This window comes from Paenibacillus cellulositrophicus (assembly GCF_009363095.1).
Classification (GTDB): Bacteria; Bacillota; Bacilli; order Paenibacillales; family Paenibacillaceae; genus Paenibacillus_AQ; species Paenibacillus_AQ favisporus.
In genome coordinates this window covers 3,116,820-3,139,028 of sequence record NZ_CP045295.1, presented here as the reverse complement: position 1 = coordinate 3,139,028, position 22,209 = coordinate 3,116,820, and the positions used below count along the sequence as shown (strand labels likewise).

Below are 22,209 nucleotides of genomic sequence, written 5' to 3'. Positions count from 1 at the left end.
AGAGGAAGATTGGGGGGCACGGACAGCAATACAAAATCTCGGATATTCTCCAAATACAAAAGGACCGTCAGGGCGAACGCCACTGACGGTTTTTTTGCATTGTAGCCTTTCTGAATTTCGCTGTCTCCCCAATGGACCCGAATCGACACCGAGCTGTCAAAGCCGGCTTGCCGACCGAACTGCGGTTACAGCTTCGGCAGTACTTTGCGCGCAGCGAGGAACAACCAGGTGCTGAGCACAAACGGCAGGGTCAGCGCGGGCAGGCCGTAAGGCAGAATCCAGGTATCGATGCCGGCCGTAACCGGCACCGTTACCGCGGCGGCAATCAGCCCGGTGAACGGTGCCCAGCGGCTTTTGGCGTCAAAAACGGCGCCGACGGCGAGGATGGTCAGGACGGCGTTGTACCCGTACAAGCCGAGGTTCATCAGCGATATTTCCGCGCCAAGTCCAAATGCGGTAAGCCACCCGGCTATAGAGCCGATGGCCGCATAAATGCCAAGGCGCCAGTTCCCCCACAGCACGGCGACCCAAATCAGCAGGCAGGGCCAAATCCCGTCCTGAAAGTAAACTTGTCCGACACCGTCCACAAGGCTGCGGAACAGGTGGATGGCTCCTTCCGGATGAAGCGTCCAGTGGGACAGGTCCTGCGGAGCAATGTCCGGGCTAAGCCGGAACAGGCTCAGCCGGTAGGAAGCCATCAGCAGAAACCAAGTGACGACAATAAATGGGAGCGTCAGCACCGGGAGCCCGCTGCCCCGCATCGCATGCATCATGGCGGCTGTGAGGATTGCGGCTGCGGCAGCACCGGCCAGCGCGATGACCCACCGGTCCGCGCCTCCCAGATAGAGCGATAACGAGATGCCGGCCAGCACCGAATTGTAGCCGAGCAGTCCCTGCTTGACCGCATCGCGGTCGGCGCCGCCCCACCAGCCGATCAGTGTAGCGATGCAGGCCGACAGCAGCGTGATGACGCCTACCCGGACCGAGGAGATCAGAATGGCGATCAGGATGAGGAGGCCGGAGACGGTATTTTCGACCAGGATTACCTGAGAAATCCCCTTCAGGACGGCTTCCGCAAAGGCGGGCAGTCTCCAAGCCCCGAAGAGATAGCGTTCGATTTTCAGCATCATATTCCCCTTTTCCTTTGAAATGCTTTCGAGATATCCGGGCATCCCTCCATGACAAGACGTGATAGCTATATGTAATTTATTATATATATAATTTATGATATATTAAGGCTGCGGGGTTATCAATCACAAAGTTTTTCGCCCGGAAAGGCCATTAAACAAGCGCAACGCGGACGGGAAATCGAAAAGAGATTGCCGCACACAAATGTATCCGAATGGATAAGGAGGCCGAAAGCACAATGCAGCTGCTGCCGCGTGAGGTTGATAAGTTATTGATTGTTGTCGCCGCGGATCTTGCAAGACGCCGCAAGGAAAGGGGGCTTAAGTTAAACCACCCGGAAGCTATTGCCTACATTACCTATGAGGTATTGGAAGGGGCGAGGGACGGACGTACCGTTGCCGAACTGATGGAGTATGGGGCGACTATACTGACCCGTGCCGATTGCATGGAGGGCGTGCCCGAAATGATCCACGATATTCAGGTGGAGGCTACCTTCCCCGACGGCACTAAACTCGTCACCGTACATAATCCGATACGATAGGAGGAATCGTGATGATCCCAGGGCAATTATTTTTGCAAGACGAAGACATTGTGTGCAATGAGGGAAGGGTCGTGTCCCGGACGAAGGTGACCAACACGGGCGACCGCCCGGTACAGGTCGGGTCCCATTTCCACTTCTATGAAGTGAACGAAGCGCTGCAGTTTAATCGCAAAGACGGCTTCGGCATGCATCTGAATATTCCGGCAGGGGCGGCAGTCCGCTTCGAACCGGGGGATGAGAAGGAAGTTGAGCTGGTAAGCTACGGCGGAGAGCGACGCGTATACGGCTTCAACAATAAAACCGACGGTTCCGTGGAAGGGGGCCCCCGCCCATGACTTTCCGGATGCCAAGAACGCAATATTCGCAAATGTACGGCCCGACCACCGGCGATTCAATCCGGCTCGCGGATACGGACCTGATCATTCAAATCGAGAAAGACTATACCCACTATGGGGATGAAGTGGTGTTTGGCGGCGGGAAAGTCATCCGGGACGGCATGGGACAGCATCCGCTCGCCACCCGCGCCGACGGGGTCCCGGACGTCGTGATCACGAACGCCGTAATCCTGGATTACACCGGGATCTATAAGGCGGACATCGCCATTCGCGACGGGAAAATCGCCGGCATCGGCAAGGCGGGCAATCCGCTGGTGATGGAGAAGGTGGACATCGTCATCGGGGCATCGACGGAGATCATCGCCGGGGAAGGCATGATCGTCACGGCCGGCGGCATTGACAGCCACGTGCACTTCATCAGTCCTTCCCAGATTGAAACAGCCCTGTCCTCCGGCCTGACGACGCTGATCGGCGGGGGCACCGGCCCGACGGCCGGCTCCAAGGCAACGACGGTCACCCCCGGAGAGTGGAACATCCACCGTATGCTGGAAGCTGCGGAGGGGATGCCGATCAACGTCGGCTTTACCGGTAAAGGCCAGGCCGCCGCGGTCGAACCCCTTGCAGAGCAGGTTCGGGCGGGTGTGATCGGGCTGAAGGTCCACGAAGACTGGGGAGCGACGGCATCGGCACTGGATCATGCGCTGACCGTGGCAGACCAATATGACGTGCAGGTAGCGGTACATGCCGATACCCTCAATGAAGGGGGCTTCATGGAGAACACGATGGCCGCGATCAAGGGCCGGGTGATCCACATGTACCATACCGAGGGTGCGGGCGGCGGCCACGCGCCGGACTTGATCAAGTCCGCCGGCTACCCTAACGTGCTTCCTTCATCCACCAATCCGACGCTGCCCTATACCGTGAACACGATCGACGAGCATCTGGACATGCTCATGGTGTGCCACCATCTCAATCCGTCGATTCCGGAGGATTTGGCGTTTGCGGATTCGCGGATTCGGCGCGAGACGATTGCTGCAGAGGATATTTTGCAGGACATGGGCGTATTCAGCATGGTCAGCTCCGATGCCCAGGCTATGGGCCGGATTGGGGAAGTTATTCTGCGTACCTGGCAAACCGCTGACAAAATGAAAAAGCAGCGCGGCTCCCTGCAGGGTGACAGCGAACGGTCTGACAACAACCGTGCGAAACGATATGTCGCCAAATATACGATCAATCCGGCCATCACCCATGGCATTTCCGAATATGTGGGCTCGGTCGAAGTCGGCAAGATGGCCGACCTGGTCATTTGGAATCCGGCCTTTTTCGGGGTGAAGCCCGAGTTGATTCTGAAGAACGGCCTGGTGGTTCAGAGCCTGATGGGGGATGCCAATGCGTCGATTCCGACGCCGCAGCCGGTCATCTATCGGCCAATGTATGCACAGTACGGCAAAGCTCTGGCTTCCTGCTCCGCTACGTTTATATCGCAATCGGCCTTTGATCTGGGCGTCCACGAAAAGCTGGGTCTGCAGAAAATCGTCCTGCCCGTCCGCGGCATTCGCTCTTTGACGAAAAAGGACATGCGGCTCAACAGCGAAACGCCAGAAATTACGGTAGACCCGCAGACATACGAGGTTCGGGTGAACGGGGATTTGATCACCTGTGATCCGGTCAGCGAGGTGCCGATGGGCCAAAGGTATTTCCTATTCTAAGCATGGAGGTAAGCGCGTTGATCATTGAACAAATCGTAGGCAATCTGGACCGATTGGAGCCGGAGGAAATCAAGAAACGCCATACCGAGAAGGTGTATCTGGAGAGTTCCGATCTCGTGAAACGGATCCAGCGTGTCAAGACCGACCACGGAAAAGAAATCGGGATTCGGCTGAAAGACCCTCGCGATCTTGTGGCCGGCGACATTTTATATATGGATGACACCAACATGATCGTGATCGATGTGCTTTCTGACGACCTGATCGTAATTCGTCCGCGCAGCCTGAAGGAGATGGGGACGATCGCCCATCAGCTGGGCAACCGCCATCTTCCGGCACAATTTGAAGGTGATGAGATGCTTGTCCAGTACGACTATTTGGTGGAGGAACTGCTGATGCAGCTCGGCATCCCGTACCAGCGGGAGGAGCGCAAGGTGAAGCAAGCCTTCCGCCACATCGGCCACAGCCATGGATAAATCGATGTTGTCCCTGCTGCAGCTGTGCGACTCCAACTTTCCGACCGGGGCGTTCAGCCATTCGTTCGGCCTGGAGAGCTACATTCAAGAGGGGCAGGTGCATGATCCGGCGACCTTTGCGAGTTGGCTCGGCGTTTATTTGAACCAGCAGCTGGTGCATGCCGACGGGCTCGCCGCGCGCTGCGTGTTTGACGCCGTACAGGGGAACCGACCTGACGAGGTGTGGAAATGGGACCGGCTGCTTAGCGTGCAGAATCTGGCACGGGAGACGAGGGAAGGCACGCAGAAGATGGGGGACCGGATGCTTGCGCTCATCGAATCGATGTACAGCTTCCCCATTCTCTCGCAATACCGGCAGCGCATCCGGGGCAAGGCCAGCTTCGGACATCCCGCCGTCGTCTTTACGATGACGGGTCACCATTTGGGGGCAAGCCGGGAAGATACGCTTGTATTTTATCTGTACTCGGTGGTGGTCGGCCTGGTGCAAAATGCGGTCCGGGCCATCCCGCTCGGGCAGACGGCGGGGCAGCGAATCATCCGCGACGTTCAGGAGGAGCTGCCTGCTGCTGTCGACCGGATTCTCGCCTTGGACGAAGAAGACTTCGGCGTCCTGTCGCCGGGAATCGAGCTGTCCCAGATGAAGCATGAACGCGTCAATATCCGGATTTTTATGTCCTAAACTATTAATCTATAGAAAGAAGTGTGTGAGGATGGAGCCGATCCGTATTGGAATTGGCGGCCCGGTAGGGGCCGGAAAAACGATGCTGGTGGAAAAGCTGACCCGCCATCTTGACGGAGAAATCAGCATGGCAGTAGTCACCAATGATATCTATACGAAGGAAGACGCCAAATTTCTGATGGCCAACGGGGTGCTCCCAGACGACCGGATCATCGGGGTGGAGACTGGAGGCTGTCCGCACACGGCGATCCGCGAGGATGCATCGATGAATTTCGCGGCGATCGATGAGCTGAAGGAAAGACATCCGGACGTACAGCTCATCTTCGTCGAGAGTGGAGGGGATAACCTCGCCGCTACGTTCAGCCCGGAGCTCGTTGATTTTTCCATCTATATTATCGACGTGGCCCAAGGAGAGAAAATTCCGCGCAAAGGCGGGCAGGGGATGATCAAATCGGACCTGTTTATCATCAACAAGACCGATCTGGCGCCTCATGTCGGGGCACGGCTGGAAGTGATGGAATCGGATACGAAGGTGTTCCGCGGCAACAAGCCGTTCGTCTTTACGAATCTGAAAAAGGAAGAAGGGCTTGACCAGGTCATCGCCTGGATCAAGGATAACGCCTTCCTCCACGGTCTGAGCTAGGTTATGAAGGATTGGACAGGCATTCTGCGACTGGAGGCGGAAGAGCGGGACAGCAGGACAGTCGCGCGGAACGTCTATTTTCAAGGGGCCTTCAAGGTGATGCGTCCCATCTATCACGACGATTCCGGGCAGCCATGTTATTATTTGCTGAATCCCGGGGGCGGCTACCTGGATGGGGACCGCTATCATCTTGGCATATCGCTGCTGGAAAACGCCCGGCTCACGCTGACGACGCAGTCGGCCACCAAAATCTACAAAACGCCGAACACGCCAGCGTACCAGGAAACGGAGATTTCGCTGAAAAAGGGAAGCTATCTCGAATACATTCCCGATCCGCTAATCGGTTACGAGCATGCCCGATACGATCAAAAGACGGTGATCCGCATGGAAAAGGGGGCGTCGCTGCTGTACTGCGACAGCGTCACCCCCGGCTGGTCGCCCGAAGGTACCCTGTTCAGCTACGACACCCTTCGGCTTCGCACGGAGATCTATATGGACGGCGAGCTTGCCGTCTATGATCATATTAAACTGCAGCCTGCGGGCCAGCCGGTGGATGGGCTGGGGTTTCTGGAGGGGTACACGCATCTGGGATCGATGCTGTTTATCGGAGAAAAGGCGGATGCCGGACTGCTTGACGAGCTGTACAGCGCCGTTCACCCGGAGCCGGACGGGGTCCGGATCGGCATGTCGCTGCTAAATGTCCCCGGCCTGGCTGTCCGGATCCTAGCTCACTCCACCCAGGCGGTGGAACGGATCCAGGCGGAATGCCATCATCTCGTCAGCCGCCGTCTGTTCGGTAGGAATCCGAGCTTTCTGCGCAAATACTAGATTCGTCTGCCGTCCGCAGCGATCCGTCCCGCCGGCTGCGTGCTCTTCGCCAAACTTCTTTGCTGGCTTTTTTGGCCGGAAAGGTACCATTTCGAGATCATTGCGGATACACTGGTAGTATACAAGCCGGATAAAGCTGCCGGTTCGAGGTATATATCTATAAGAACGCAGGGAATGAAACGAAATGAACACATTAGGTTACGCAATACTCGGCGTGCTGGCCCGTACGCCGTGTTCGGGATACGAGCTGGCTGCTTACTTGGAGGTTTTATGGCCTGCCAAGCACAGCCAGATCTATCCGCTGCTGAATAAAATGGAGCAAAAGGGCCTGGTGGCATATGAGCATGTGGAGCAGACGGGACGGCCAGACAAGAAGACGTATTCCATCACGGATCAGGGCCGGGAGGCACTGGGTTCCTGGGTGGAAGAAAAGCCGGCGGAACCCGCAGTGCGGGACGAGTTCCTCATCAAGGTTTACTCGATGTGGCTGACCGATGAGGAGAACGCCAGAAAGTTGATCCTGGAAAGGATCTCCAAGCTGAAGCTGAGAGTGACGGTCCGGGAGAAAAAAATAGCGTCGGTGGAGAAGGACCATACCCGCGCCTCCTCCAAGCATTTCGGGAGGTACGTGCTGCTGAACCGCAGCAATTTTCTCGACAAGGAAGAGATTTCGTGGTGCAAGTGGGTGCTGAATCTGATGGATAATCCGCTGATTGTCAAGTTTGTGATCGGGTTCATCGGCGCCGGCACGTTCAATACATTGATCCGGGGCATTTCGATGCTGTCCGAATGCTGACCGGCTCTTTTCTCGAAAGGTGGAAACATGAAGTTCATTTGGAACCGTTACATGCTGGGCGTGGCATTGATCCATGTCCTTGGGCTGCTTGCCTTATTTACGGTGGTGCCCGCCCATCCGGCTTTTGTCGGCATGGGAATTGCGGCTTACGTCTTTGGCGTCCGCCATGCTTTTGATATCGACCATATCGCCGCGGTGGATAACACGATCCGCAAATTGGTGGCGCAGAAAAAGGATTCCCGGGGCGTTGGCTTCTTCTTTTCCCTGGGGCACTCGACGGTCGTCTTCCTGCTGGCGGTACTGACGGCCATTTCCGTGCGCTTTGTCGCCAAGCATATGTCCGGCATGCAGGAGATCGGCGGCATCATCGGGGTGACCGTGTCAGGAGTGTTCCTGCTGTTTCTGGCCGTGCTCAATTTCATGCTGTTTGCCCAGCTCTGGCGCACGTTCCGCCGAATCCGGGAAGACCGGATCGGGGAAGCGGAGCTTGAGGAGATGTTCGAAGCCAAAGGCTTCTTTACGCGATTTATGGGCAAATGGTTCAAGCTGGTCACGAAAAGCTGGCATATTTACCCGATCGGCTTTCTGTTCGGCCTCGGCTTTGACACCGCCACCGAGATTTCGCTGCTTACCATGTCGGCTGGGGCGGCCAACCAGCAGGTTCCGGTCCTGGGCATCATTGCGCTGCCTTTGCTGTTTGCGGCTGGCATGAGCCTGTTCGATACGCTGGACGGCCTCATGATGACCAAGAGCTATGCCTGGGCCAGTGACCGTCCGATCCGGAAGGTCTACTACAACCTGATCGTCACGGCGATTTCGGTGATCGCCGCCGTGGCAGTCGGCGCGGTGGAACTGGCGCAGATCACGACGGAGAAGCTGCATTTATCCGGTGGCATCTGGGATGTCATCGCAGGCATCGACTTTGGAAATTTGGGTATTTTCCTGGTCGTGGCGTTTCTGGCCATTTGGGGCGTGGCTGTGCTCATTTGGAAGGTTTATCGGATTGAAGAGCGGTATGCGGTGAAAGGGAAAAGTCTATAAGGACCGTGAAAGCAAAACGGGACCTGCCCGGCGTGATGCCGGCGGGTCCCGTTTTTGGATAAACGCGGTCTGTCCTCTATGAATGTACCTCGATAAACGGTTTTCCTTGCCCGCTATTTGTTCCGGCGCGGAATCGTCAGTGTCTCCCAAGCGTCCGATTGAATCTGCTTGGCGATGTAAATGATCTGCCCGATATGGCTGGAATAGTGCGACATCTGCCGTTCGATCGCTTCCAGCACCGAATGCGGCTTTTCCCTGATGTAGACGGTCCGCAGCAGGTCCCTGCTGCCGAGGGAGCCAAGCGCCTGCAGAAAGACGCCCCAGCCGCGGTTCCAGATGTCCAGCAGCTCTTCTCTCGAGGCCACGGTGCCCTCGAACTCGCTGTCCCGGTCGCGGCCTTCTTTTTCCCCGTCGGAATCGAGGAAGTCCGTCCAGCGGGAGATCATATTCCCGCTCATATGATGAACGATAACCGCAATGCTGTTGGAGTCTTCGTTTAACGACCAATTCAGCTTATCGTCCGGAACCTGCGCGATCGCCTTCTCGGCGGAACGCTTCAGCTCGGCGAATTTCTCGTTGACTACCCGGAAATATTCAGTTCCGATGTCGTGGGCGCTCATTCCAACCACCTCCACTATAAAATGATTTCTTCACACCAGTATAGGGGCCGTCCTTCTTTCCCGGCAAGCAGGGAGGTGACTCTACAATACGGTTACTCTGCTTTGGGGCCAGGGGGCACCAGCTTATCGATACCGCCCATATACGGCCGAAGGGCGCCCGGAATGTAAATCGAGCCATCTTCTTGCTGATGGTTTTCGAGCAGCGGAATCAGAATGCGAGGCGAGGCAACGGCCGTATTGTTCAGCGTATGGCAGTACTGCAGCCTGCCTTCCGCATCGCGGTAGCGGATGTTCGAGCGCCGGGCCTGGAAGTCGAGCAGATTCGACGACGAATGGGTTTCGCCGTAGGCTCCGCGACTCGGCATCCAGGTTTCGATGTCGTACTGCTTATACGTCTTCTGCGACATGTCTCCGGTGCAGACGGCCATCACCCGGTAAGGAAGCTCCAACAGCCGCAGGATCTCCTCGGCATGGCCGGTAATTTCCTGAAGCATCGCCTCCGACGCCGCGGGATCGTTCTCGCAGAGGACGACCTGCTCGACCTTGGCGAACTGGTGGACGCGGTACAAGCCGCGTACGTCGCGGCCCGCCGAGCCGATTTCCCGGCGGAAGCAGCTCGACACGCCCGCGAGCCGGATAGGGAGGGCGGCGTCGATCACTTCGTCGCTGTAGTACGACACCAGCGACACCTCCGAAGTGCCGACGAGCCACTTGTCCTCACCGGCCAGCTCATAGGTCTGATCCTTCCCGGTAGGGAAGAATCCCGAGCGGGCCAGCGCTTCGGGACGGACCATGACCGGCACGTCCATCGGCGTAAATCCGCGCGAGGCCAGGAGGTCAATTGCCAGCCGCTGCACGGCCAGATGAAGGAACAGGCCGGCTCCCTTCAAGTAATAGCTGCGGCTGCCCGCCGTCTTGACCCCGCGTGGAATATCGAACAGATCATGCAGCTCGCCGAGCGTGACATGATCCTTCATCTCAAAATCAAATTGCCGCGGCGTCCCGATCCGGCGGACTTCCACATTGTCGCTGTCGTCCTTGCCAATCGGCGTGTCCTCCGAGACAACGTTGGGGGCGAGCAGCATCAGTTCCTCAAATTTGCTGGTTGCCTCGCGCAGACCGGCTTCGCAGCCGTCCAGGCTGCGGTTAATCTCCTTCACTTGGCCCTTAAGCTGCTCCGCGGCTTCGTCCTTGCCCTGCTTCAGCAGCCCCGCGATGCTCTTGGTCAGCTCATTGCGCTGCGCCCTTAGCGATTCCGTCTCCTGCAGCAGCCTTCTCCGCTTCTCGTCCCATTCCAGCAGATCGTCCACCTGAAAGGGAATATTTTTTTGCTCCGCGACTTGCTGTACCTGCTCCTGATGGTCACGGATGAATTGAATGTTTAGCATCGATACCGTCTCCTTTGTCTCTTTGTCCTGTAAAAATACAAAAAGCGCCCTCATCCCTTGGGACGAGGAGCGCTTGCTCGCGGTGCCACCCAATTTGACCGGCCTGCCTGAAGGCAGTGCCGATCCGCTTGGTTCCGCGATAACGGACGGAGGCCGGTTAACTTAGAGAGAGAATGGTGGAGCCGCTGCACTGTCATGCTGCGTACATGCGGGAATCGCCATCCGCTCCGGTCGAAAACGCCTCACAGTTGGATGCTGTTCATCGGCGTAATGTCACTGTTCAGTTCTTTGCGGTTTAGTATAGCGTAAACCGATCAAAAGCACAATATACGTACATCCCTTACCTGGATGTATACTCCTCCAAAAGCTTTTGTATGCTTTGGTGAATGCGGAGCAGGCTCTCCACATCGGAAGCGGGGAGCTGCTCGAGGGCATACGCCATGGCTTGGTAGGAGCGGGGCTTAGCCGCCGACTGAAGGGAACGCTCCCGTCCATCAGCGGTAAGGCTCAGTTTGACCTCCCTGCGGTCTGTCTCGGAGATAACACGGTCCACCAATCCCGATTGGACGAGGCCTTCCACTTGAACGCTAAGGGTGCTTTTAGGAGAAGAGAGACGCTCGGTTAATTCTCTTAGTGTCATGCCGGGCGCGGTATACAGCGTGTTCAGGATGGCGAGCTGCAGCACGGTTAATCCTAGCCCCTCCGCGTTGCTGCGGGTAAACTCCAGAAGGCGTTTTTGAATGCCAGAAAAGGATTGAACGACTTCAGCGGCCAGCTTGATCTGAGGATCTTGGCGTTCTTGGTGATCCATATCTCAGGCAACCTTTCGTTTATCAATTTGTTCAATAATGAACAGTTCAGCTATGAACAAATTATATGCGGATCTGGAGTATTTTTCAAGGTTCAAATCTCCAATTCAGGGTTAAAAACAAGTACCACATTCTAACGAAAGAAAGGTGATCACGATGATCGGACTCGCGATTTTGTTTTTGATCATTGCCATCGTAGCTGCGATTTTCGGCTTCTTCGGCATCGTTTCAGCGCTCGTTGGTGTCGCAAAGGTGCTGTTCTTCGTCTTCCTGATCCTGTTTATTCTGTCGCTGATTTTTGGCAGAAGACGGAGCAGTTGACGCTAGCTGCGCCGCTGATCCCGTTCATACGAACACTCGATAAGAGCAGAAAAGGCTTGCGCCCACATACTTGTGGGACAAGCCTTTTTTTGGGTTGAGAAAATTCGAAACGGCGTACGTTTTATCCGGTCCGCATGCTGGTGTTTGCAGCAGGCTTTCGCGCGGGCTTCCGCCAAAACAAGGTAAGGCTTTGGGTGGTGCACCAAAGCGCAAACAGGAGAAACAGCACCGACCAGGCGATGGCAGGGAGCACCGTCATGTGAGCCAGGTTGGCCGCGTCACCAGCTTGCCGCGGATTGGTCAAGGAAGTGATGGCCAGGGTAAGCGGCCCGACAACCGATTCTTCCAGGCAAAGAAAGGCGAGCAGAAGGTAATAGAAGTTGCGCACGGTGCTGCCCAGCAAATAAAACACGATGTTCAGCGCCATAAAGATGACGAGCCACCAAACGCCGTAGCTGTTCCGGACAAAAAAGAGCAGGTTGACGGCAGCCAGCAGCGTGATCAGGATCAGCCCGGCGGCCTGCTTGCGTTTGGCATACCCGTAGAACAGAAGCACAGCGAAGATGGAAGCGATCGTATACCCCGACAGCGAGACGAGCACGGAGCTCCAGCCGGAGGATAAATAGGAGTAGGTGGTCCCGCTGTGATCGGCATTGAGTTCGATGCGCAGAACCCTTCCGGAGAGCAGCAGGGTGACGACCGCATGACCGAACTCATGAATCATCGTATCCAGGGTGCGGAACCAGGAGGAGAACGGGATCAGCCGGGTCAGAATCGCAGATGCGACAAGAAACAATACAGCCTTCAAGGATTTATTCACGGGCAACGGGCAGCTCCTTTCCAAACGGTAACATGCGGATCTAATAATCTTTTGTTCCATCATACACGATCCAATGAAAAAGGGAAGCGCAGCGGAGCTGCACTTCCCGGTTGTTGCGAAACTAGTATATTACAGGCGAGCGGCTTACAGATCGTCGAATCCGTTGTCGTCGCCGACCTTGCCGTAGTTGCGGGATTTGGCTTCGAAGAAGTCCGTTTTGGTGGCGTTGAGCGCCTCGTCGGAGAAAGGACGAATCCAAGGCATGCAGTTGGAATCCACGCCTTCGTAACCTTTTTCCATCCCCATCATTTTCAGGCGTTTGTTGGCGATGTATTTGATGTAGTCGGACAGCTCATTCAGATCGATGCCTTTAACCTCGCTGAGCGTGTAGTGCGCCCAGTTCGTTTCCAGCTCAACCGCGCGGTCGATCGTGCGGTAGACGTAGTCCATGTTCTCCTTCGTGTTCAGCTCAGGGAAATCCTTGAGCAGCTGCTTGAACACTTCGCCGAAGAAATAGCAGTGCTGGTTCTCGTCGCGCTGGATGTAGGAGATCATTTGGCTGGTCGCCATCATCTTCTGGTCGCGGGCCAGGTTGTAGAAGAAGGCGAACGTGCTGTAGAAGAAAATGCCTTCCAGGATCAAGTCGGCCACAAGTGCTCTAAAGAACGTTTGCGGATTCTGCTCGTCGCGGAACTCCTGGTAAATTTCCGAGATGAAACGGTTGCGGTCGAGCAGCACCGGATCATGCTTCCAGTATTCGAAAATTTCTTTCTGCTCCTGCTCGGATACGATCGAAGACAGCACGTAGGAGTAGGATTGGTTGTGCACGACTTCCTGCTGCCCGATGATAGCCGAGATGGCCTCCAGCGAGGAATCGGTAAAATAACGCTTTACGTCGCCGATGAACATCGTCTGCATCGAGTCCAGCACGGCGAGCAAAGAAATGTTGATCTTGAAGGTGCGCCGCTCTTCCGGATCGAGGTTGACGAACTGCTGCGCGTCTTTGGCCATCGGAATTTCGTCGGCGATCCAGTGGTTCAGCAGCAGAACTTTATACAATTTGTACATATGGGGCATACGGATATCGTTCCAGTTCAGGATGCCCGAGCATTCTCCTTCGATGATGCGGGTCGAGCGGTTCGGCGCTTCGGTGTTAAAAATCTTTTGCATTTGCATACTCGATTTCACTCCTTGTTCTTTATTTTGCTTGTTCATATATATCAACATCCGTCACAGGATGCTGTAATCCATATCAGTTGATCTGCACCAGTGATCTTTAACTTAAGGTTTCAGATAGTCTGCCTCAAATGGTTCATGCAGTATCTTTCCATTGCAGTTGTACTTATCCGTTTAATCGGACGCGTGGCGAGCTCCCGTATTTTGGCAAAGCCAAAACAGGGAGCAAGCCGCGCGACGCAAGGGGTCTCCGAGAATCGAGGAGACCACCACGCGCACCGCTCAAACGTAAAAGCGTGTCCCCCATAACCTGCAAAGCAGGAGGGGGACGAAAGCGAATCACAGCACATATTCACATCAAGAAAATCCACCACCCGCCGGTCATCCGCCAACATTCCGGGTGTCCAGAGGGCAGCGCCCTCGGGGCCCTCCCTTGGAAGGGAGGGTTTGGGAGGGATCGAAAAAGGTTTTAGGCTTTAATATCTTTTACGATGCACACGACTCGCACTCTTCAATCGTCAGCGCACGGCTGCGGACGTAGTACGTCGTTTTGATGCCGGCTTTCCAGGCGTGAAGGTGAAGCTCAAGGAATTCCGTCGCCCGGATATCCGGACGAACGTACAGGTTGAAGCTTTGAGCCTGGTCGATGTGGCGCTGACGCGCCGCAGCCATCTTGATGGACCAATGCTGGTCGATCAGGAATGCCGTTTTGTAATACCAGATCGTCTTCTCGGACAGGTCCGGAGCCGGGTTGGCGATCTTGTAGGTCGTTTTTTCCTCATAAGACAGAAGGTCGTACAGTGGATCGATGCTGGCGGTGGAGCCGGCAATGATCGAAGTCGAGCCGTTTGGCGCGATAGCGAACAGCCAGGCGTTGCGGACGCCGTTCTGCTGCACTTCCTGTTGGAGCTCTTTCCACTGCTCGGTGGTAACGAACTTGCCCTCATGCTCGCCGTCGACATAACCGCGGCTGGTGAAGTAAGCGCCGTTCTCCCAGTCGGAGCCTTTGAACTTCGGATAGTGGCCTTTCTCCTTGGCCAGCTCCATGCTGGATTTGACGAGCAGGTAGTTGATTTTTTCGTACAGATTGTCGTTATATTCAACCGCTTCGTCGGACTCCCAGCGGATGCCTTCAAGGGCGAGCAGGTGATGCAGGCCGAAGGTGCCGAGTCCAACCGCGCGGTATTGGCTGTTCGTATATTGGGCTTGCAGAACTTCAATGTTGTTAATGTCGATGACGTTATCCAGCATGCGTACCTGGATCGGCACCAGACGGTCCAGCACATTGTCCGGAACGGCACGGGCCAGGTGAATCGAGTTCAGGTTGCAGACGACGAAGTCGCCCGGAACCTTGGAAATGACGATCCGGGTTTGGCCGTCTTTGGTCACGAGTTCTTCTTTTTCCACCACGGTGGCGGACTGGTTCTGCATAATTTCGGTGCACAGGTTGGACGAGTAGATCATGCCATGGGCACGGTTCGGGTTCGCCCGGTTGACGGTATCCCGGTAGAACATGTACGGCGTGCCGGTTTCCAACTGCGATTTCATGATGCGCTTCATGATGTCGATCGCAGGCACCGTAATTCTTGGAAGCAGCGGGTGGGCAACCGCTTCGGCGTACTTCTCGCGGAACGATCCTTGACCGACCGTTTCGTCATAATAATCCTCAAGACCCGCCGGACGGCCGTTGGCATCCTTCCAGCCCATAATTTTCTTCACTTCATGCGGGCAGAACAGGCTCCACTCGCTGCGAGCTTCGACCGCCTCCATGAACAGGTCAGGCAGGCACACGCCATGGAACACGTCATGCGCTCTCATGCGCTCGTCACCGTTGTTCAGCTTCAGGTCCAGGAAGGCCAGGATGTCTTTGTGGAAGACGTCCAGGTAGACGGCAACCGCACCTTTGCGGGTGCCGAGCTGGTCAACGCTGACTGCCGTGTTGTTCAGCTGACGGATCCAAGGAATGACGCCGGAGCTGGTGTTCTTGTGACCGCGGATGTCGGAGCCGCGCGCCCGGACTTTGCCGAGGTAGACGCCGATGCCGCCGCCCATTTTGCTGAGACGGGCCACGTCGGTATTGGAGTCGAAAATCCCTTCCAACGAGTCGTCCACCGTGTCGATAAAGCAGCTGGACAGCTGTCCGGCGACCTTCTTGCCGGCGTTGGACATCGTTGGCGTAGCGGCGGTCATGTACAGGTTGCTCATGGCCCAATACGCTTCCTTCACGAGCTCAAGACGCTTGTCCTCTGGCTCAGTATGCATCAGGTACATGGCAATGACCATGTAGCGCTCCTGCGGGAGCTCCATAACGCGTCCGTCGAAATCATGCGCCAGGTAGCGGTCGGACAGGGTCAGCAGCCCGATATAGTCGAACAGCAGGTCGCATTTGTAATCGATGCTGCGGCCCAATTCTTCAATTTGCTCTTTGGTATAGCAGGTGAGGAGCTCCTCGCGGTAGATTCCTTTTTGCACCAGCTCGGTAATGAGAGGGTAGAACGCACCATATGGCTCGTCAGGATAGGCTTTGTAGCGGCGGTTGTAAGCGGCCTTCTTGTACAGGGAGGTCAGCAGCGAGCGCGCTGCGGCGAACTTCCAGTTCGGCTCCTCCTTGGTGACCAGCTCAAGCGCCGACATCGTGAACGCGCTGCTGATTTCGTCGCCGGTGACTTCCTCGCGGCGCAGTTTGCTCTGCACGCCCCGGAGGAGGCGCTCCTTGTCCAGGGTCTCCAGCCCCTCCAGGATTCGGTCGGCATAAACGGAGAGACGGATTTCATCAAAAGCCAGCTGGCGGTTGTTCGGTTTGGTAACGAGCTGCGGCATGGTGCAGATCTCCTTTCAAAGTTTGTATATTTGGTATAACGGAAAGTAGGACGATGCTGTTAAGAGGGAGCTCTTGCTGTGCTTGCCCATACAAAAGGCATTTCCGAAGAACCTGGAGCACAGGTACGAAAATGCCGCTAGATCCCGTATGCCCTATTTACGAGCATGGGAAAAAATATCTATCACCCTATGTATAGATATCGACTGGCATCACGCACCTATTCCTCGTAGGCCTTTCGTGAGACAAAACAGGCAGGTCTCCTGACTCCCGAAAATGCGATATTCGGCGCCTTCCCGTCCGCGTGACGGACAGTGGCCTTAGCCGATATCGTGCCGAAAGCTCGGAGCTCTCAGCCTTCCGGTTACAGTGGCGGGACCGTGACGGATTCACACCGTGCTTCCCTATTATGAACGCCTGGCAAATCGAGCCGTGTTCACCTGTTTCCACTATATTTGGTTGCTTTCATACTAATTTAACCCAATATATTGTGTTTGTAAACATAGTTTCTCTTAAAAGACGAGCAATGAGAATTATACCAGATGGACCCCCGGGGCGCTACTGTGAACCATTGGAGATTAGCCTCTAGAGGGGGCTGAAAAGGTAGAAATCGGGCGAAATTTGCAGGAAAAACGCGAATAAAAAATTTTGCAGGCCATTCTTTTGCGATTCCATAGACGGTCGGGTACAATAAAATTAGGAATAAAGTTCGATCCGCTTGCAAAAGGATAAAGGAGGCGCACGACCATGGCAATTGCAGAGGTAACGATCATTCCGATCGGAACGGCCACGACCAGCCTGAGCTCCTATGTGGCACAAATGCAGCAGGTGCTGGCGGAGCAGAAGGGGATCAGCTACGAGCTGACTTCGATGAGCACGATCATTGAGGGGGCTCTTCCGGATGTATGGCAGGCGTTAGCAGCCCTTCACGAAGCACCGTTCCTGGCCGGTGCGCAGCGCGTATCCACTTCGGTCAAAATCGACGACAGACGGGACAAAGCCTCTTCCAGCGCCCAGAAGCTGCAATCGGTCCGCGACAAATTGAAATAAATTCCAATCGCAATGAAGTATTGCATTTTGGAGAAGAAGTTGTATAATAGTTTTTGTTTGACGGAAAATTTCATTTTCCACGCTGGTGTAGCTCAGGGGTAGAGCAACGCACTCGTAATGCGTAGGTCGGGGGTTCAATTCCCTTCACCAGCATCTTTCATAAGCCATACAGGACGCGGGTTTCCGGATTTCGGAGACCGCGTCTTTTTTGTTGATTTTGCTAAACTTCTGTATGTAAGAACCATTTATCTATACGGGGCATATTATATAGTGGCTCATAAAACTTCCTTGATGTAAGGCAAAGCCCGCTTTCGAAGCGGGTTTTTTCATTCAAAAAAAAAATCAAATCTTAAGTGCGTTTACCCATACCAAATAGTGGAATATACATATTGTAATATTAACTTCTGACAAAGGAGGTACATGTATGAGCGACGGTGTTGTTGGTGGCGTAGGATACGGTTACGGTTTGCACAGCAATGTAGGTGCTATCCTGGTGCTCTTTATCCTGCTGGTAATTATTGTTAAGGCATTCTGTTGGTAATAAAAAGTCAGGAATGAGGAAGCCCCTGCCGGCTAAGTGCTGGCAGGGGCTTTTTTATTTATAAATAAAGTAGTTTATTACTAGCTAGGCACGTACAAATAGGATTACTAGGGTAGCACGTGTTGTGCTAATCCCGTCAGCCCGCCGGGGCTCTCTCGAGACCGAGAAAAAATAGTCTTTTAAACCGCTGACTCTGTCCACAACGCTGAAAGGTTTCTTTCATAGAATAAAACTGATCCTATGACGAAAGGGGAATATCACATGAGCGAAGTTGGTGGAGTTGGTTATGGTGGCGGCTGGTCGACGAGCGTCGGCATCATTCTTGTCCTCTTTATTCTGCTTGTCATCATCGCGAAAACTTGGGGATACTAATTGCTGAACGGTCCTTAGCCCACCTGGTCGATCCCAGGGCATGAGACCAGCACAAGCGAAGCGCAGTGATCCGTTACGGATCCTGCGCTTTTTTTATACATATCATCGGCGAAATTTTCAGCGGACAAACGCCTAGCCGTAACGGCGGGGAGCTGAGAGTGATCCAGCCGCCGGAGGGCTTCCCGGTACCGATGATGCCTGAACTCGCCGATGAGCACAGCCTTGGGATCACGGATATGAATCGTTAAGGCTGACAGCCTGCCCCGGGCCTCTGTAGTTCTAGTAAAGCGTCCCATGCCTGAATAATCCCGGTACCCCTGGGTAAAATACGGGGGATCATTCCTAGAGGAGGTAAACAGCAATGACGATGGTTCGCGACGTAATGACCAAAGACGTAAAGGTATGCGCACCCCATGATTCGGTCACGGCTGCGGCGCAAATCATGCGCGATGTCAACTGTGGATCGGTTCCGGTCTGCGAAGGCAAAAAAGTGGTAGGTATGATTACCGACCGTGATATCGTGCTGAACTGCGTAGCTGCGGGTAAAGACCCGAGCAGCGTACACTGCCATGACTGCATGACAAGCGATGTCATTTCGTGCTCGCCGGACACCGATGCCCACGAGTGCGCGCGATTGATGGCCGACCATCAAATCCGCCGCATTCCGGTTGTAGAGAACGGAGAAATGGTAGGGATCTGCGCAATTGGCGACCTGGCGACGATGAACATCCACATCAACGAAGCCGGCGATGCGCTCAGCCAAATTTCTGAACCTCTCCACTAAGAGGACGGAGCGGCAGGGAAACTAGTTGGCAGCAGAAGCACCCGTAAAGCGAAAGCGCGATACGGGTGCTTTTTCGTCTATTGTGGCGTTCAGATTTTCTGTTGACTTCAGGCCAATCGCTCATTACAATAATTTGTAACAACATAGGCGATGGAGTTCGCCTTTAACCGCCCGTGAGCTAATGACTCCTACCAGTGCAGACACTGGTAGGAGTCTATTTTTTTGCAGACATTCCGGCACCGGGACAAGCAGGGAGCGGTAATTTGCCCCTGAATGAGGAACAATAGGAAATACATCATAGCTGGGGGGAAACCGCTGTAATGGGAAAACGGATGACGAGGGGAAAACGCAGGTTATATGTATACGCAGGCAAATTTATGCATCTCGCGCTGCTTGGCTATATCGTGAAGTGGTCGGTCATCGGGAGTCTGGTGGGGGTGCTCACAGGCTCCGGATCGGCCTTGTTTCTGGCAGCGCTGGATGCCGTTACGCAGCAGCGTCTGCAGCACCCATGGCTCCTATGGCTGCTTCCATTTGGGGGAGCCTTAGTGAGCTACCTGTATTGGAAATACGGCAAGGACGCGTCCAAGGGCAACAACTTGATACTGGAACAGATTCATGACGGCGGCGGAGCTATTCCGCTGCGCATGGCTCCGCTCGTCCTGTTCGGAACGATTCTGACCCATTGGTTCGGCGGCTCGGCCGGGCGGGAAGGTACGGCGGTGCAGATGGGTGGAAGCCTGTCGGAATGGATTGGCAAGAGACTTCGGCTTAGCCCCGCCGACCGTCGCATCATTCTAATGTGCGGCATCAGCAGCGGTTTTGGCTCGGTCTTTGGGACACCGCTCGCCGGAACGGTCTTCGGGCTGGAGGTGCTTGCGTTGGGGATGATCCGTTACGAAGCGCTGTTTGCCTGTTTTGTGGCGAGCTTTATCGGGGATTTGACCACGAAGGCCTGGGGAATTCATCATATTCATTATTCCGTAAACACGATTCCGGCGATCACGCTGATCACGGTGCTGAAGGTCGTGCTCGCGTCGATGGTGTTCGGCCTGGCCAGCATTTTGTTCAGCGAGCTGACGCATTGGCTGAGGGCGCGGTTCACCGGCTGGTTCCGGAATCCGGCGGTGAAGAGCTTCGCCGGGGGCTGCATCCTGATTGCCATTGTCTACGCGTTCGGCACAAGGGAATACCTCGGGCTTGGCCTTCCGCTGATCGGCGATGCTTTTGAAGGGACGGCGCCAAAGCTGGCGTTTCTCTGGAAAACCGTGTTCACTTCGATTACGCTTGGGGCCGGATTTCAAGGCGGAGAGGTGACTCCGCTCTTCGTCATCGGCGCAACGCTGGGCAGCACGCTGGCGGACTTGCTCCATCTAGCGGTGCCGTTTATGGCAGCCCTCGGTTTTATCGCGGTGTTCAGCGGTGCGACGAATACCCCGATTGCCTGCTTTATTATGGGGATCGAGCTGTTCGGTTCGGGGAATTTGATATACATGTTCATCGCCTGCGTCGTCAGTTATTATTTTTCCGGGCATACCGGCATCTATGTGTCGCAGCGGATCGGGGTGTCCAAGTCCAGGCTGCTGCGCCTGCCGGAACAGGCGACGCTGGCTTCGGTCCGAGGGAAGAAGGGAAGGAAGAAGGGGAAAAGGGAGCGCGCCTAATTTTTTTGGCAAGACATCTTCCCCTCTGGGCGCCCTGGGCATATGCTATCCCATCATCGATTGGAGGGATTGCATTGTCTTCTGGTAAGAAAGCCCAAGTGAAACACTTAGCATGGCATGAAACACTGGAAATGCATGAGCTGGTAGCAGCACAGTCCAACGACCTGATTTGCCTGAAAATGGACATCGGCAAGGTCACCGATCCGCAGCTGCACGCCCTGTATAAAGAGGCTATTATGAGCCTGGAGCAAAACATAAAGGACCTGCTGCAGTTTTACCCGCAAGCGCCGGTCCCTGCAGCGAGAGGCGGCAAAGCCGAAGCGGCAGACATGACGGGCTTTTATGCCGGCCATTTGCTGGGCAAGGCCAAAGGTTGGGTTCGCAATTACGCGCTTGCGATTACGGAAACGGCAACACTGGCCTTAAGGGAGGTTTTCGTTAAGCATCTGAACCATGCGATCAAACTCCATGCCAAGGTTTTTGATTTTATGGAGGAGCGTTCGCTGTACCCTGCTTACGATCTGGAGCGGCTCCTGGCCAATGATCTGGAAAATGCGAAAAAGGCGTTAAGCATGTAACATCTGTACTACCTGGGGCAAGGGGAAAAAGAGATATCGCAGAAAGTCCGGGAGCCTGGTCCCGGGCTTTCTGCATTTTTTGGCCAAATCCTACACCGTGAAGCCGGGCCTCCCCAGCAGTTCGCTTATGCAGTATACTTTCATTAAAGTCATAAATAGTTTACGTGGGACGAATAAATAGTTTACGTGAAACGGATTAACAGTTCAGGAGGTGAACGGGTGTGATTATGGTCAGTTCTTGTCTGGCCGGACTGAAGGTCCGCTATAACGGAACAGATAGCCTGAATGACGTGATTCAGCAATTGGTGGCGCAGAACAGGGCAGTGACGGTCTGCCCCGAACTGCTGGGGGGATTCGTCACCCCGAGAGAGCCTGCGGAGATCGTAGGCGGTGATGGGAGGGATGTGCTGGAGGGCCGGGCCAGGGTTGTTGAGAAATCGGGCCGGGACGTCAGCGGTATGTATATTCAGGGGGCTCAACGGACGCTGGAAAAAGCCCGTGAAGTCGGTGCGTCCATGGTGGTGCTCAAGGAGTACAGCCCCTCCTGCGGAAGCGCCATGATTTATAACGGTTCCTTCGCCAATGAGAAGGTGGCCGGCAGCGGGGTGACAACCGCCCTGCTGGAACGGGAGGGCATTCGGGTGATGTCCGAAGAGACGTTTCTGGAGGCTCTGGACTCTGGTCTCCTCTAAAATCGCTGGCATCGCTCGTCCATCCTGTAAAAGTTTCGGACAAGTTTGCCGGGGCGGATGAATATATATGACCTTAAAGGAGGTCATATGATGCTCAAGAAGAAACGGTTTCGCAACTATGCGCTCTGGATCAGTATGGTCTCACAGGTGCTTCTGCTGGTGCAGCTGATCGGCCATCTCACAGGCGCGTTTGAACTGTCGGATATGAAGCGGCAAGAGCTCGTGGCGGCCGCAGACCTGGTGCTCGGAATTTTGGCGACGCTGGGGATTATCTCCAACCCGACCAAGCCGAACAGCGGCGGATATAATTTGTAGACGGGAACCCTGCCGTGCAGCCGTCAGCTGCCGAGCAGGGTGTTTTTTTGCCAAATTCCGGTTTCCCCGCAAAGCAGCTGAATCTGCA

26 protein-coding genes, 1 tRNA gene, 1 pseudogene and 2 riboswitches are annotated in these 22,209 nt (G+C 55.0%); of the genes and pseudogenes, 21 read left to right on the top strand and 7 right to left on the bottom strand.

The annotated features are described in order from the left end of the window. Nucleotides 1-185 precede the first annotated feature (185 nt). Complete coding sequence (locus GCU45_RS14100) at nucleotides 186-1,130, bottom strand: urea transporter (protein WP_244364565.1); 945 nt, start codon at nucleotides 1,128-1,130, stop codon at nucleotides 186-188. A 236-nt stretch (nucleotides 1,131-1,366) separates the two neighbouring features. On the opposite strand from GCU45_RS14100, the gene GCU45_RS14095 reads away from it, so the two are divergent. From GCU45_RS14095 to GCU45_RS14055, 9 genes are all read left to right on the top strand, one after another. Next, nucleotides 1,367-1,669, top strand: coding sequence for an urease subunit gamma (locus GCU45_RS14095; protein ID WP_145026848.1), 303 nt, complete (start codon nucleotides 1,367-1,369; stop codon nucleotides 1,667-1,669). An 11-nt stretch (nucleotides 1,670-1,680) separates the two neighbouring features. Further along, a complete protein-coding gene (locus GCU45_RS14090; protein WP_145138473.1) occupies nucleotides 1,681-2,004 on the top strand; it encodes an urease subunit beta in 324 nt (107 codons plus the stop codon). Then, nucleotides 2,001-3,713, top strand: a complete 1,713-nt coding sequence (gene ureC / locus GCU45_RS14085) for an urease subunit alpha (protein WP_152399398.1) — start codon at nucleotides 2,001-2,003, stop codon at nucleotides 3,711-3,713. Before GCU45_RS14090 ends, ureC begins: the two co-directional genes overlap by 4 nt. A 17-nt stretch (nucleotides 3,714-3,730) precedes the next feature. After that, nucleotides 3,731-4,186 carry an urease accessory protein UreE gene (gene ureE, locus GCU45_RS14080; RefSeq protein WP_145138467.1) on the top strand — a complete coding sequence of 152 codons (456 nt, stop codon included), beginning with the start codon at nucleotides 3,731-3,733 and terminating at the stop codon, nucleotides 4,184-4,186. Next, complete coding sequence (locus tag GCU45_RS14075) at nucleotides 4,179-4,865, top strand: urease accessory protein UreF (protein WP_152399397.1); 687 nt, start codon at nucleotides 4,179-4,181, stop codon at nucleotides 4,863-4,865. The genes ureE and GCU45_RS14075 overlap by 8 nt, the downstream gene beginning before the upstream one ends. Nucleotides 4,866-4,896: 31 nt before the next feature. After that, nucleotides 4,897-5,508 carry an urease accessory protein UreG gene (gene ureG, locus GCU45_RS14070; RefSeq protein WP_145026839.1) on the top strand — a complete coding sequence of 204 codons (612 nt, stop codon included), beginning with the start codon at nucleotides 4,897-4,899 and terminating at the stop codon, nucleotides 5,506-5,508. Between the two features lie 3 nt (nucleotides 5,509-5,511). After that, nucleotides 5,512-6,336 (top strand): urease accessory protein UreD, encoded by an 825-nt coding sequence (locus GCU45_RS14065; RefSeq protein ID WP_152399396.1) that lies wholly within the window; start codon nucleotides 5,512-5,514, stop codon nucleotides 6,334-6,336. A 184-nt stretch (nucleotides 6,337-6,520) separates the two neighbouring features. Further along, nucleotides 6,521-7,132 carry a PadR family transcriptional regulator gene (locus GCU45_RS14060; protein ID WP_152399395.1) on the top strand — a complete coding sequence of 204 codons (612 nt, stop codon included), beginning with the start codon at nucleotides 6,521-6,523 and terminating at the stop codon, nucleotides 7,130-7,132. 27 nt (nucleotides 7,133-7,159) lie between these two features. Continuing rightward, a complete protein-coding gene (locus GCU45_RS14055; protein WP_152399394.1) occupies nucleotides 7,160-8,173 on the top strand; it encodes a HoxN/HupN/NixA family nickel/cobalt transporter in 1,014 nt (337 codons plus the stop codon). A gap of 113 nt (nucleotides 8,174-8,286) precedes the next feature. On the opposite strand, the gene GCU45_RS14050 is transcribed toward GCU45_RS14055, so the two are convergent. Both GCU45_RS14050 and serS read right to left on the bottom strand, forming a co-directional pair. Continuing rightward, nucleotides 8,287-8,793 carry a DUF1572 family protein gene (locus tag GCU45_RS14050; protein ID WP_152399393.1) on the bottom strand — a complete coding sequence of 169 codons (507 nt, stop codon included), beginning with the start codon at nucleotides 8,791-8,793 and terminating at the stop codon, nucleotides 8,287-8,289. 92 nt (nucleotides 8,794-8,885) lie between these two features. After that, entirely contained in the window at nucleotides 8,886-10,181 is a 1,296-nt protein-coding gene (gene serS / locus GCU45_RS14045; RefSeq protein ID WP_152399392.1) for a serine--tRNA ligase, read from the bottom strand. On the opposite strand from serS, the gene GCU45_RS33785 reads away from it, so the two are divergent. Further along, nucleotides 10,171-10,347: a hypothetical protein gene (locus GCU45_RS33785; protein ID WP_167527137.1), complete on the top strand. Its 177-nt coding sequence runs from the start codon at nucleotides 10,171-10,173 to the stop codon at nucleotides 10,345-10,347. The genes serS and GCU45_RS33785 overlap by 11 nt on opposite strands. Before the next feature lie 174 nt (nucleotides 10,348-10,521). Here the strand turns inward: GCU45_RS33785 and GCU45_RS14040 are convergent, their stop codons facing one another. Next, nucleotides 10,522-10,992, bottom strand: coding sequence for a MarR family winged helix-turn-helix transcriptional regulator (locus GCU45_RS14040; RefSeq protein ID WP_152399391.1), 471 nt, complete (start codon nucleotides 10,990-10,992; stop codon nucleotides 10,522-10,524). Between the two features lie 154 nt (nucleotides 10,993-11,146). On the opposite strand from GCU45_RS14040, the gene GCU45_RS14035 reads away from it, so the two are divergent. Beyond that, a complete protein-coding gene (locus GCU45_RS14035; RefSeq protein ID WP_076172824.1) occupies nucleotides 11,147-11,311 on the top strand; it encodes a DUF1328 domain-containing protein in 165 nt (54 codons plus the stop codon). Between the two features lie 121 nt (nucleotides 11,312-11,432). Here GCU45_RS14035 and GCU45_RS14030 read toward each other — a convergent pair whose 3' ends face one another. The 3 genes from GCU45_RS14030 to GCU45_RS14020 form a co-directional block, all read right to left on the bottom strand. Further along, entirely contained in the window at nucleotides 11,433-12,131 is a 699-nt protein-coding gene (locus GCU45_RS14030) for a M50 family metallopeptidase (protein ID WP_076172968.1), read from the bottom strand. Nucleotides 12,132-12,275: 144 nt separating this feature from the next. Next, nucleotides 12,276-13,307, bottom strand: coding sequence for a ribonucleotide-diphosphate reductase subunit beta (locus GCU45_RS14025; RefSeq protein WP_145026826.1), 1,032 nt, complete (start codon nucleotides 13,305-13,307; stop codon nucleotides 12,276-12,278). Nucleotides 13,308-13,793: 486 nt separating this feature from the next. Then, on the bottom strand, nucleotides 13,794-16,127 hold the full coding sequence (locus GCU45_RS14020; protein ID WP_152399390.1) for a ribonucleoside-diphosphate reductase subunit alpha: 2,334 nt from the start codon (nucleotides 16,125-16,127) through the stop codon (nucleotides 13,794-13,796). Nucleotides 16,128-16,361: 234 nt separating this feature from the next. Next, nucleotides 16,362-16,584: riboswitch (cobalamin riboswitch) on the bottom strand. A 288-nt stretch (nucleotides 16,585-16,872) separates the two neighbouring features. Between GCU45_RS14020 and GCU45_RS14015 the strand changes: the two genes are divergently transcribed. From GCU45_RS14015 to GCU45_RS13975, 10 genes and pseudogenes are all read left to right on the top strand, one after another. Further along, nucleotides 16,873-17,175, top strand: coding sequence for an MTH1187 family thiamine-binding protein (locus tag GCU45_RS14015; protein WP_152399389.1), 303 nt, complete (start codon nucleotides 16,873-16,875; stop codon nucleotides 17,173-17,175). An 81-nt stretch (nucleotides 17,176-17,256) separates the two neighbouring features. Further along, nucleotides 17,257-17,328: transfer RNA gene (locus GCU45_RS14010), tRNA-Thr, on the top strand. Nucleotides 17,329-17,599: 271 nt separating this feature from the next. Continuing rightward, nucleotides 17,600-17,716 carry a YjcZ family sporulation protein gene (locus GCU45_RS34020; protein ID WP_208837126.1) on the top strand — a complete coding sequence of 39 codons (117 nt, stop codon included), beginning with the start codon at nucleotides 17,600-17,602 and terminating at the stop codon, nucleotides 17,714-17,716. A 261-nt stretch (nucleotides 17,717-17,977) separates the two neighbouring features. Further along, nucleotides 17,978-18,088, top strand: a complete 111-nt coding sequence (locus tag GCU45_RS14005; protein ID WP_105445680.1) for a sporulation protein YjcZ — start codon at nucleotides 17,978-17,980, stop codon at nucleotides 18,086-18,088. 104 nt (nucleotides 18,089-18,192) lie between these two features. After that, nucleotides 18,193-18,336 (top strand): annotated as a pseudogene (locus GCU45_RS14000) (manganese catalase family protein); the annotation flags it as partial. Nucleotides 18,337-18,449: 113 nt separating this feature from the next. Further along, on the top strand, nucleotides 18,450-18,872 hold the full coding sequence (locus tag GCU45_RS13995; RefSeq protein WP_152399388.1) for a CBS domain-containing protein: 423 nt from the start codon (nucleotides 18,450-18,452) through the stop codon (nucleotides 18,870-18,872). Between the two features lie 137 nt (nucleotides 18,873-19,009). After that, a riboswitch (Fluoride riboswitch) is annotated at nucleotides 19,010-19,070 on the top strand. Nucleotides 19,071-19,204: 134 nt separating this feature from the next. Then, nucleotides 19,205-20,536 carry a voltage-gated chloride channel family protein gene (locus GCU45_RS13990; protein ID WP_152403058.1) on the top strand — a complete coding sequence of 444 codons (1,332 nt, stop codon included), beginning with the start codon at nucleotides 19,205-19,207 and terminating at the stop codon, nucleotides 20,534-20,536. A 131-nt stretch (nucleotides 20,537-20,667) separates the two neighbouring features. Beyond that, entirely contained in the window at nucleotides 20,668-21,114 is a 447-nt protein-coding gene (locus GCU45_RS13985; RefSeq protein WP_152403056.1) for a spore coat protein, read from the top strand. 221 nt (nucleotides 21,115-21,335) lie between these two features. Then, nucleotides 21,336-21,806, top strand: coding sequence for a 2-thiouracil desulfurase family protein (locus tag GCU45_RS13980; RefSeq protein WP_152399387.1), 471 nt, complete (start codon nucleotides 21,336-21,338; stop codon nucleotides 21,804-21,806). Nucleotides 21,807-21,896: 90 nt separating this feature from the next. Continuing rightward, nucleotides 21,897-22,121: a phage holin gene (locus GCU45_RS13975; RefSeq protein WP_076172832.1), complete on the top strand. Its 225-nt coding sequence runs from the start codon at nucleotides 21,897-21,899 to the stop codon at nucleotides 22,119-22,121. The last annotated feature ends 88 nt before the right edge of the window (nucleotides 22,122-22,209 follow it).

What these genes read in the sequence shown, in the direction of transcription:
- GCU45_RS14100 (WP_244364565.1), bottom strand. Translation starts at nt 1,130, where the DNA reads ATGATGCTGAAAATCGAACGCTATCTCTTCGGGGCTTGGAGACTGCCC.
- GCU45_RS14040 (WP_152399391.1), bottom strand. Translation starts at nt 10,992, where the DNA reads ATGGATCACCAAGAACGCCAAGATCCTCAGATCAAGCTGGCCGCTGAA.
- GCU45_RS13975 (WP_076172832.1), top strand. Translation starts at nt 21,897, where the DNA reads ATGCTCAAGAAGAAACGGTTTCGCAACTATGCGCTCTGGATCAGTATG.
- GCU45_RS14050 (WP_152399393.1), bottom strand. Translation starts at nt 8,793, where the DNA reads ATGAGCGCCCACGACATCGGAACTGAATATTTCCGGGTAGTCAACGAG.
- GCU45_RS13995 (WP_152399388.1), top strand. Translation starts at nt 18,450, where the DNA reads ATGACGATGGTTCGCGACGTAATGACCAAAGACGTAAAGGTATGCGCA.
- serS (WP_152399392.1), bottom strand. Translation starts at nt 10,181, where the DNA reads ATGCTAAACATTCAATTCATCCGTGACCATCAGGAGCAGGTACAGCAA.
- GCU45_RS33785 (WP_167527137.1), top strand. Translation starts at nt 10,171, where the DNA reads ATGTTTAGCATCGATACCGTCTCCTTTGTCTCTTTGTCCTGTAAAAAT.
- GCU45_RS14095 (WP_145026848.1), top strand. Translation starts at nt 1,367, where the DNA reads ATGCAGCTGCTGCCGCGTGAGGTTGATAAGTTATTGATTGTTGTCGCC.
- GCU45_RS14055 (WP_152399394.1), top strand. Translation starts at nt 7,160, where the DNA reads ATGAAGTTCATTTGGAACCGTTACATGCTGGGCGTGGCATTGATCCAT.
- GCU45_RS14075 (WP_152399397.1), top strand. Translation starts at nt 4,179, where the DNA reads ATGGATAAATCGATGTTGTCCCTGCTGCAGCTGTGCGACTCCAACTTT.
- GCU45_RS34020 (WP_208837126.1), top strand. Translation starts at nt 17,600, where the DNA reads ATGAGCGACGGTGTTGTTGGTGGCGTAGGATACGGTTACGGTTTGCAC.
- GCU45_RS14090 (WP_145138473.1), top strand. Translation starts at nt 1,681, where the DNA reads ATGATCCCAGGGCAATTATTTTTGCAAGACGAAGACATTGTGTGCAAT.
- GCU45_RS14015 (WP_152399389.1), top strand. Translation starts at nt 16,873, where the DNA reads ATGGCAATTGCAGAGGTAACGATCATTCCGATCGGAACGGCCACGACC.
- GCU45_RS14005 (WP_105445680.1), top strand. Translation starts at nt 17,978, where the DNA reads ATGAGCGAAGTTGGTGGAGTTGGTTATGGTGGCGGCTGGTCGACGAGC.
- GCU45_RS14025 (WP_145026826.1), bottom strand. Translation starts at nt 13,307, where the DNA reads ATGCAAATGCAAAAGATTTTTAACACCGAAGCGCCGAACCGCTCGACC.
- GCU45_RS13990 (WP_152403058.1), top strand. Translation starts at nt 19,205, where the DNA reads ATGACGAGGGGAAAACGCAGGTTATATGTATACGCAGGCAAATTTATG.
- GCU45_RS14020 (WP_152399390.1), bottom strand. Translation starts at nt 16,127, where the DNA reads ATGCCGCAGCTCGTTACCAAACCGAACAACCGCCAGCTGGCTTTTGAT.
- GCU45_RS14060 (WP_152399395.1), top strand. Translation starts at nt 6,521, where the DNA reads ATGAACACATTAGGTTACGCAATACTCGGCGTGCTGGCCCGTACGCCG.
- ureG (WP_145026839.1), top strand. Translation starts at nt 4,897, where the DNA reads ATGGAGCCGATCCGTATTGGAATTGGCGGCCCGGTAGGGGCCGGAAAA.
- GCU45_RS13985 (WP_152403056.1), top strand. Translation starts at nt 20,668, where the DNA reads ATGCATGAGCTGGTAGCAGCACAGTCCAACGACCTGATTTGCCTGAAA.
- GCU45_RS14035 (WP_076172824.1), top strand. Translation starts at nt 11,147, where the DNA reads ATGATCGGACTCGCGATTTTGTTTTTGATCATTGCCATCGTAGCTGCG.
- ureC (WP_152399398.1), top strand. Translation starts at nt 2,001, where the DNA reads ATGACTTTCCGGATGCCAAGAACGCAATATTCGCAAATGTACGGCCCG.
- GCU45_RS14065 (WP_152399396.1), top strand. Translation starts at nt 5,512, where the DNA reads ATGAAGGATTGGACAGGCATTCTGCGACTGGAGGCGGAAGAGCGGGAC.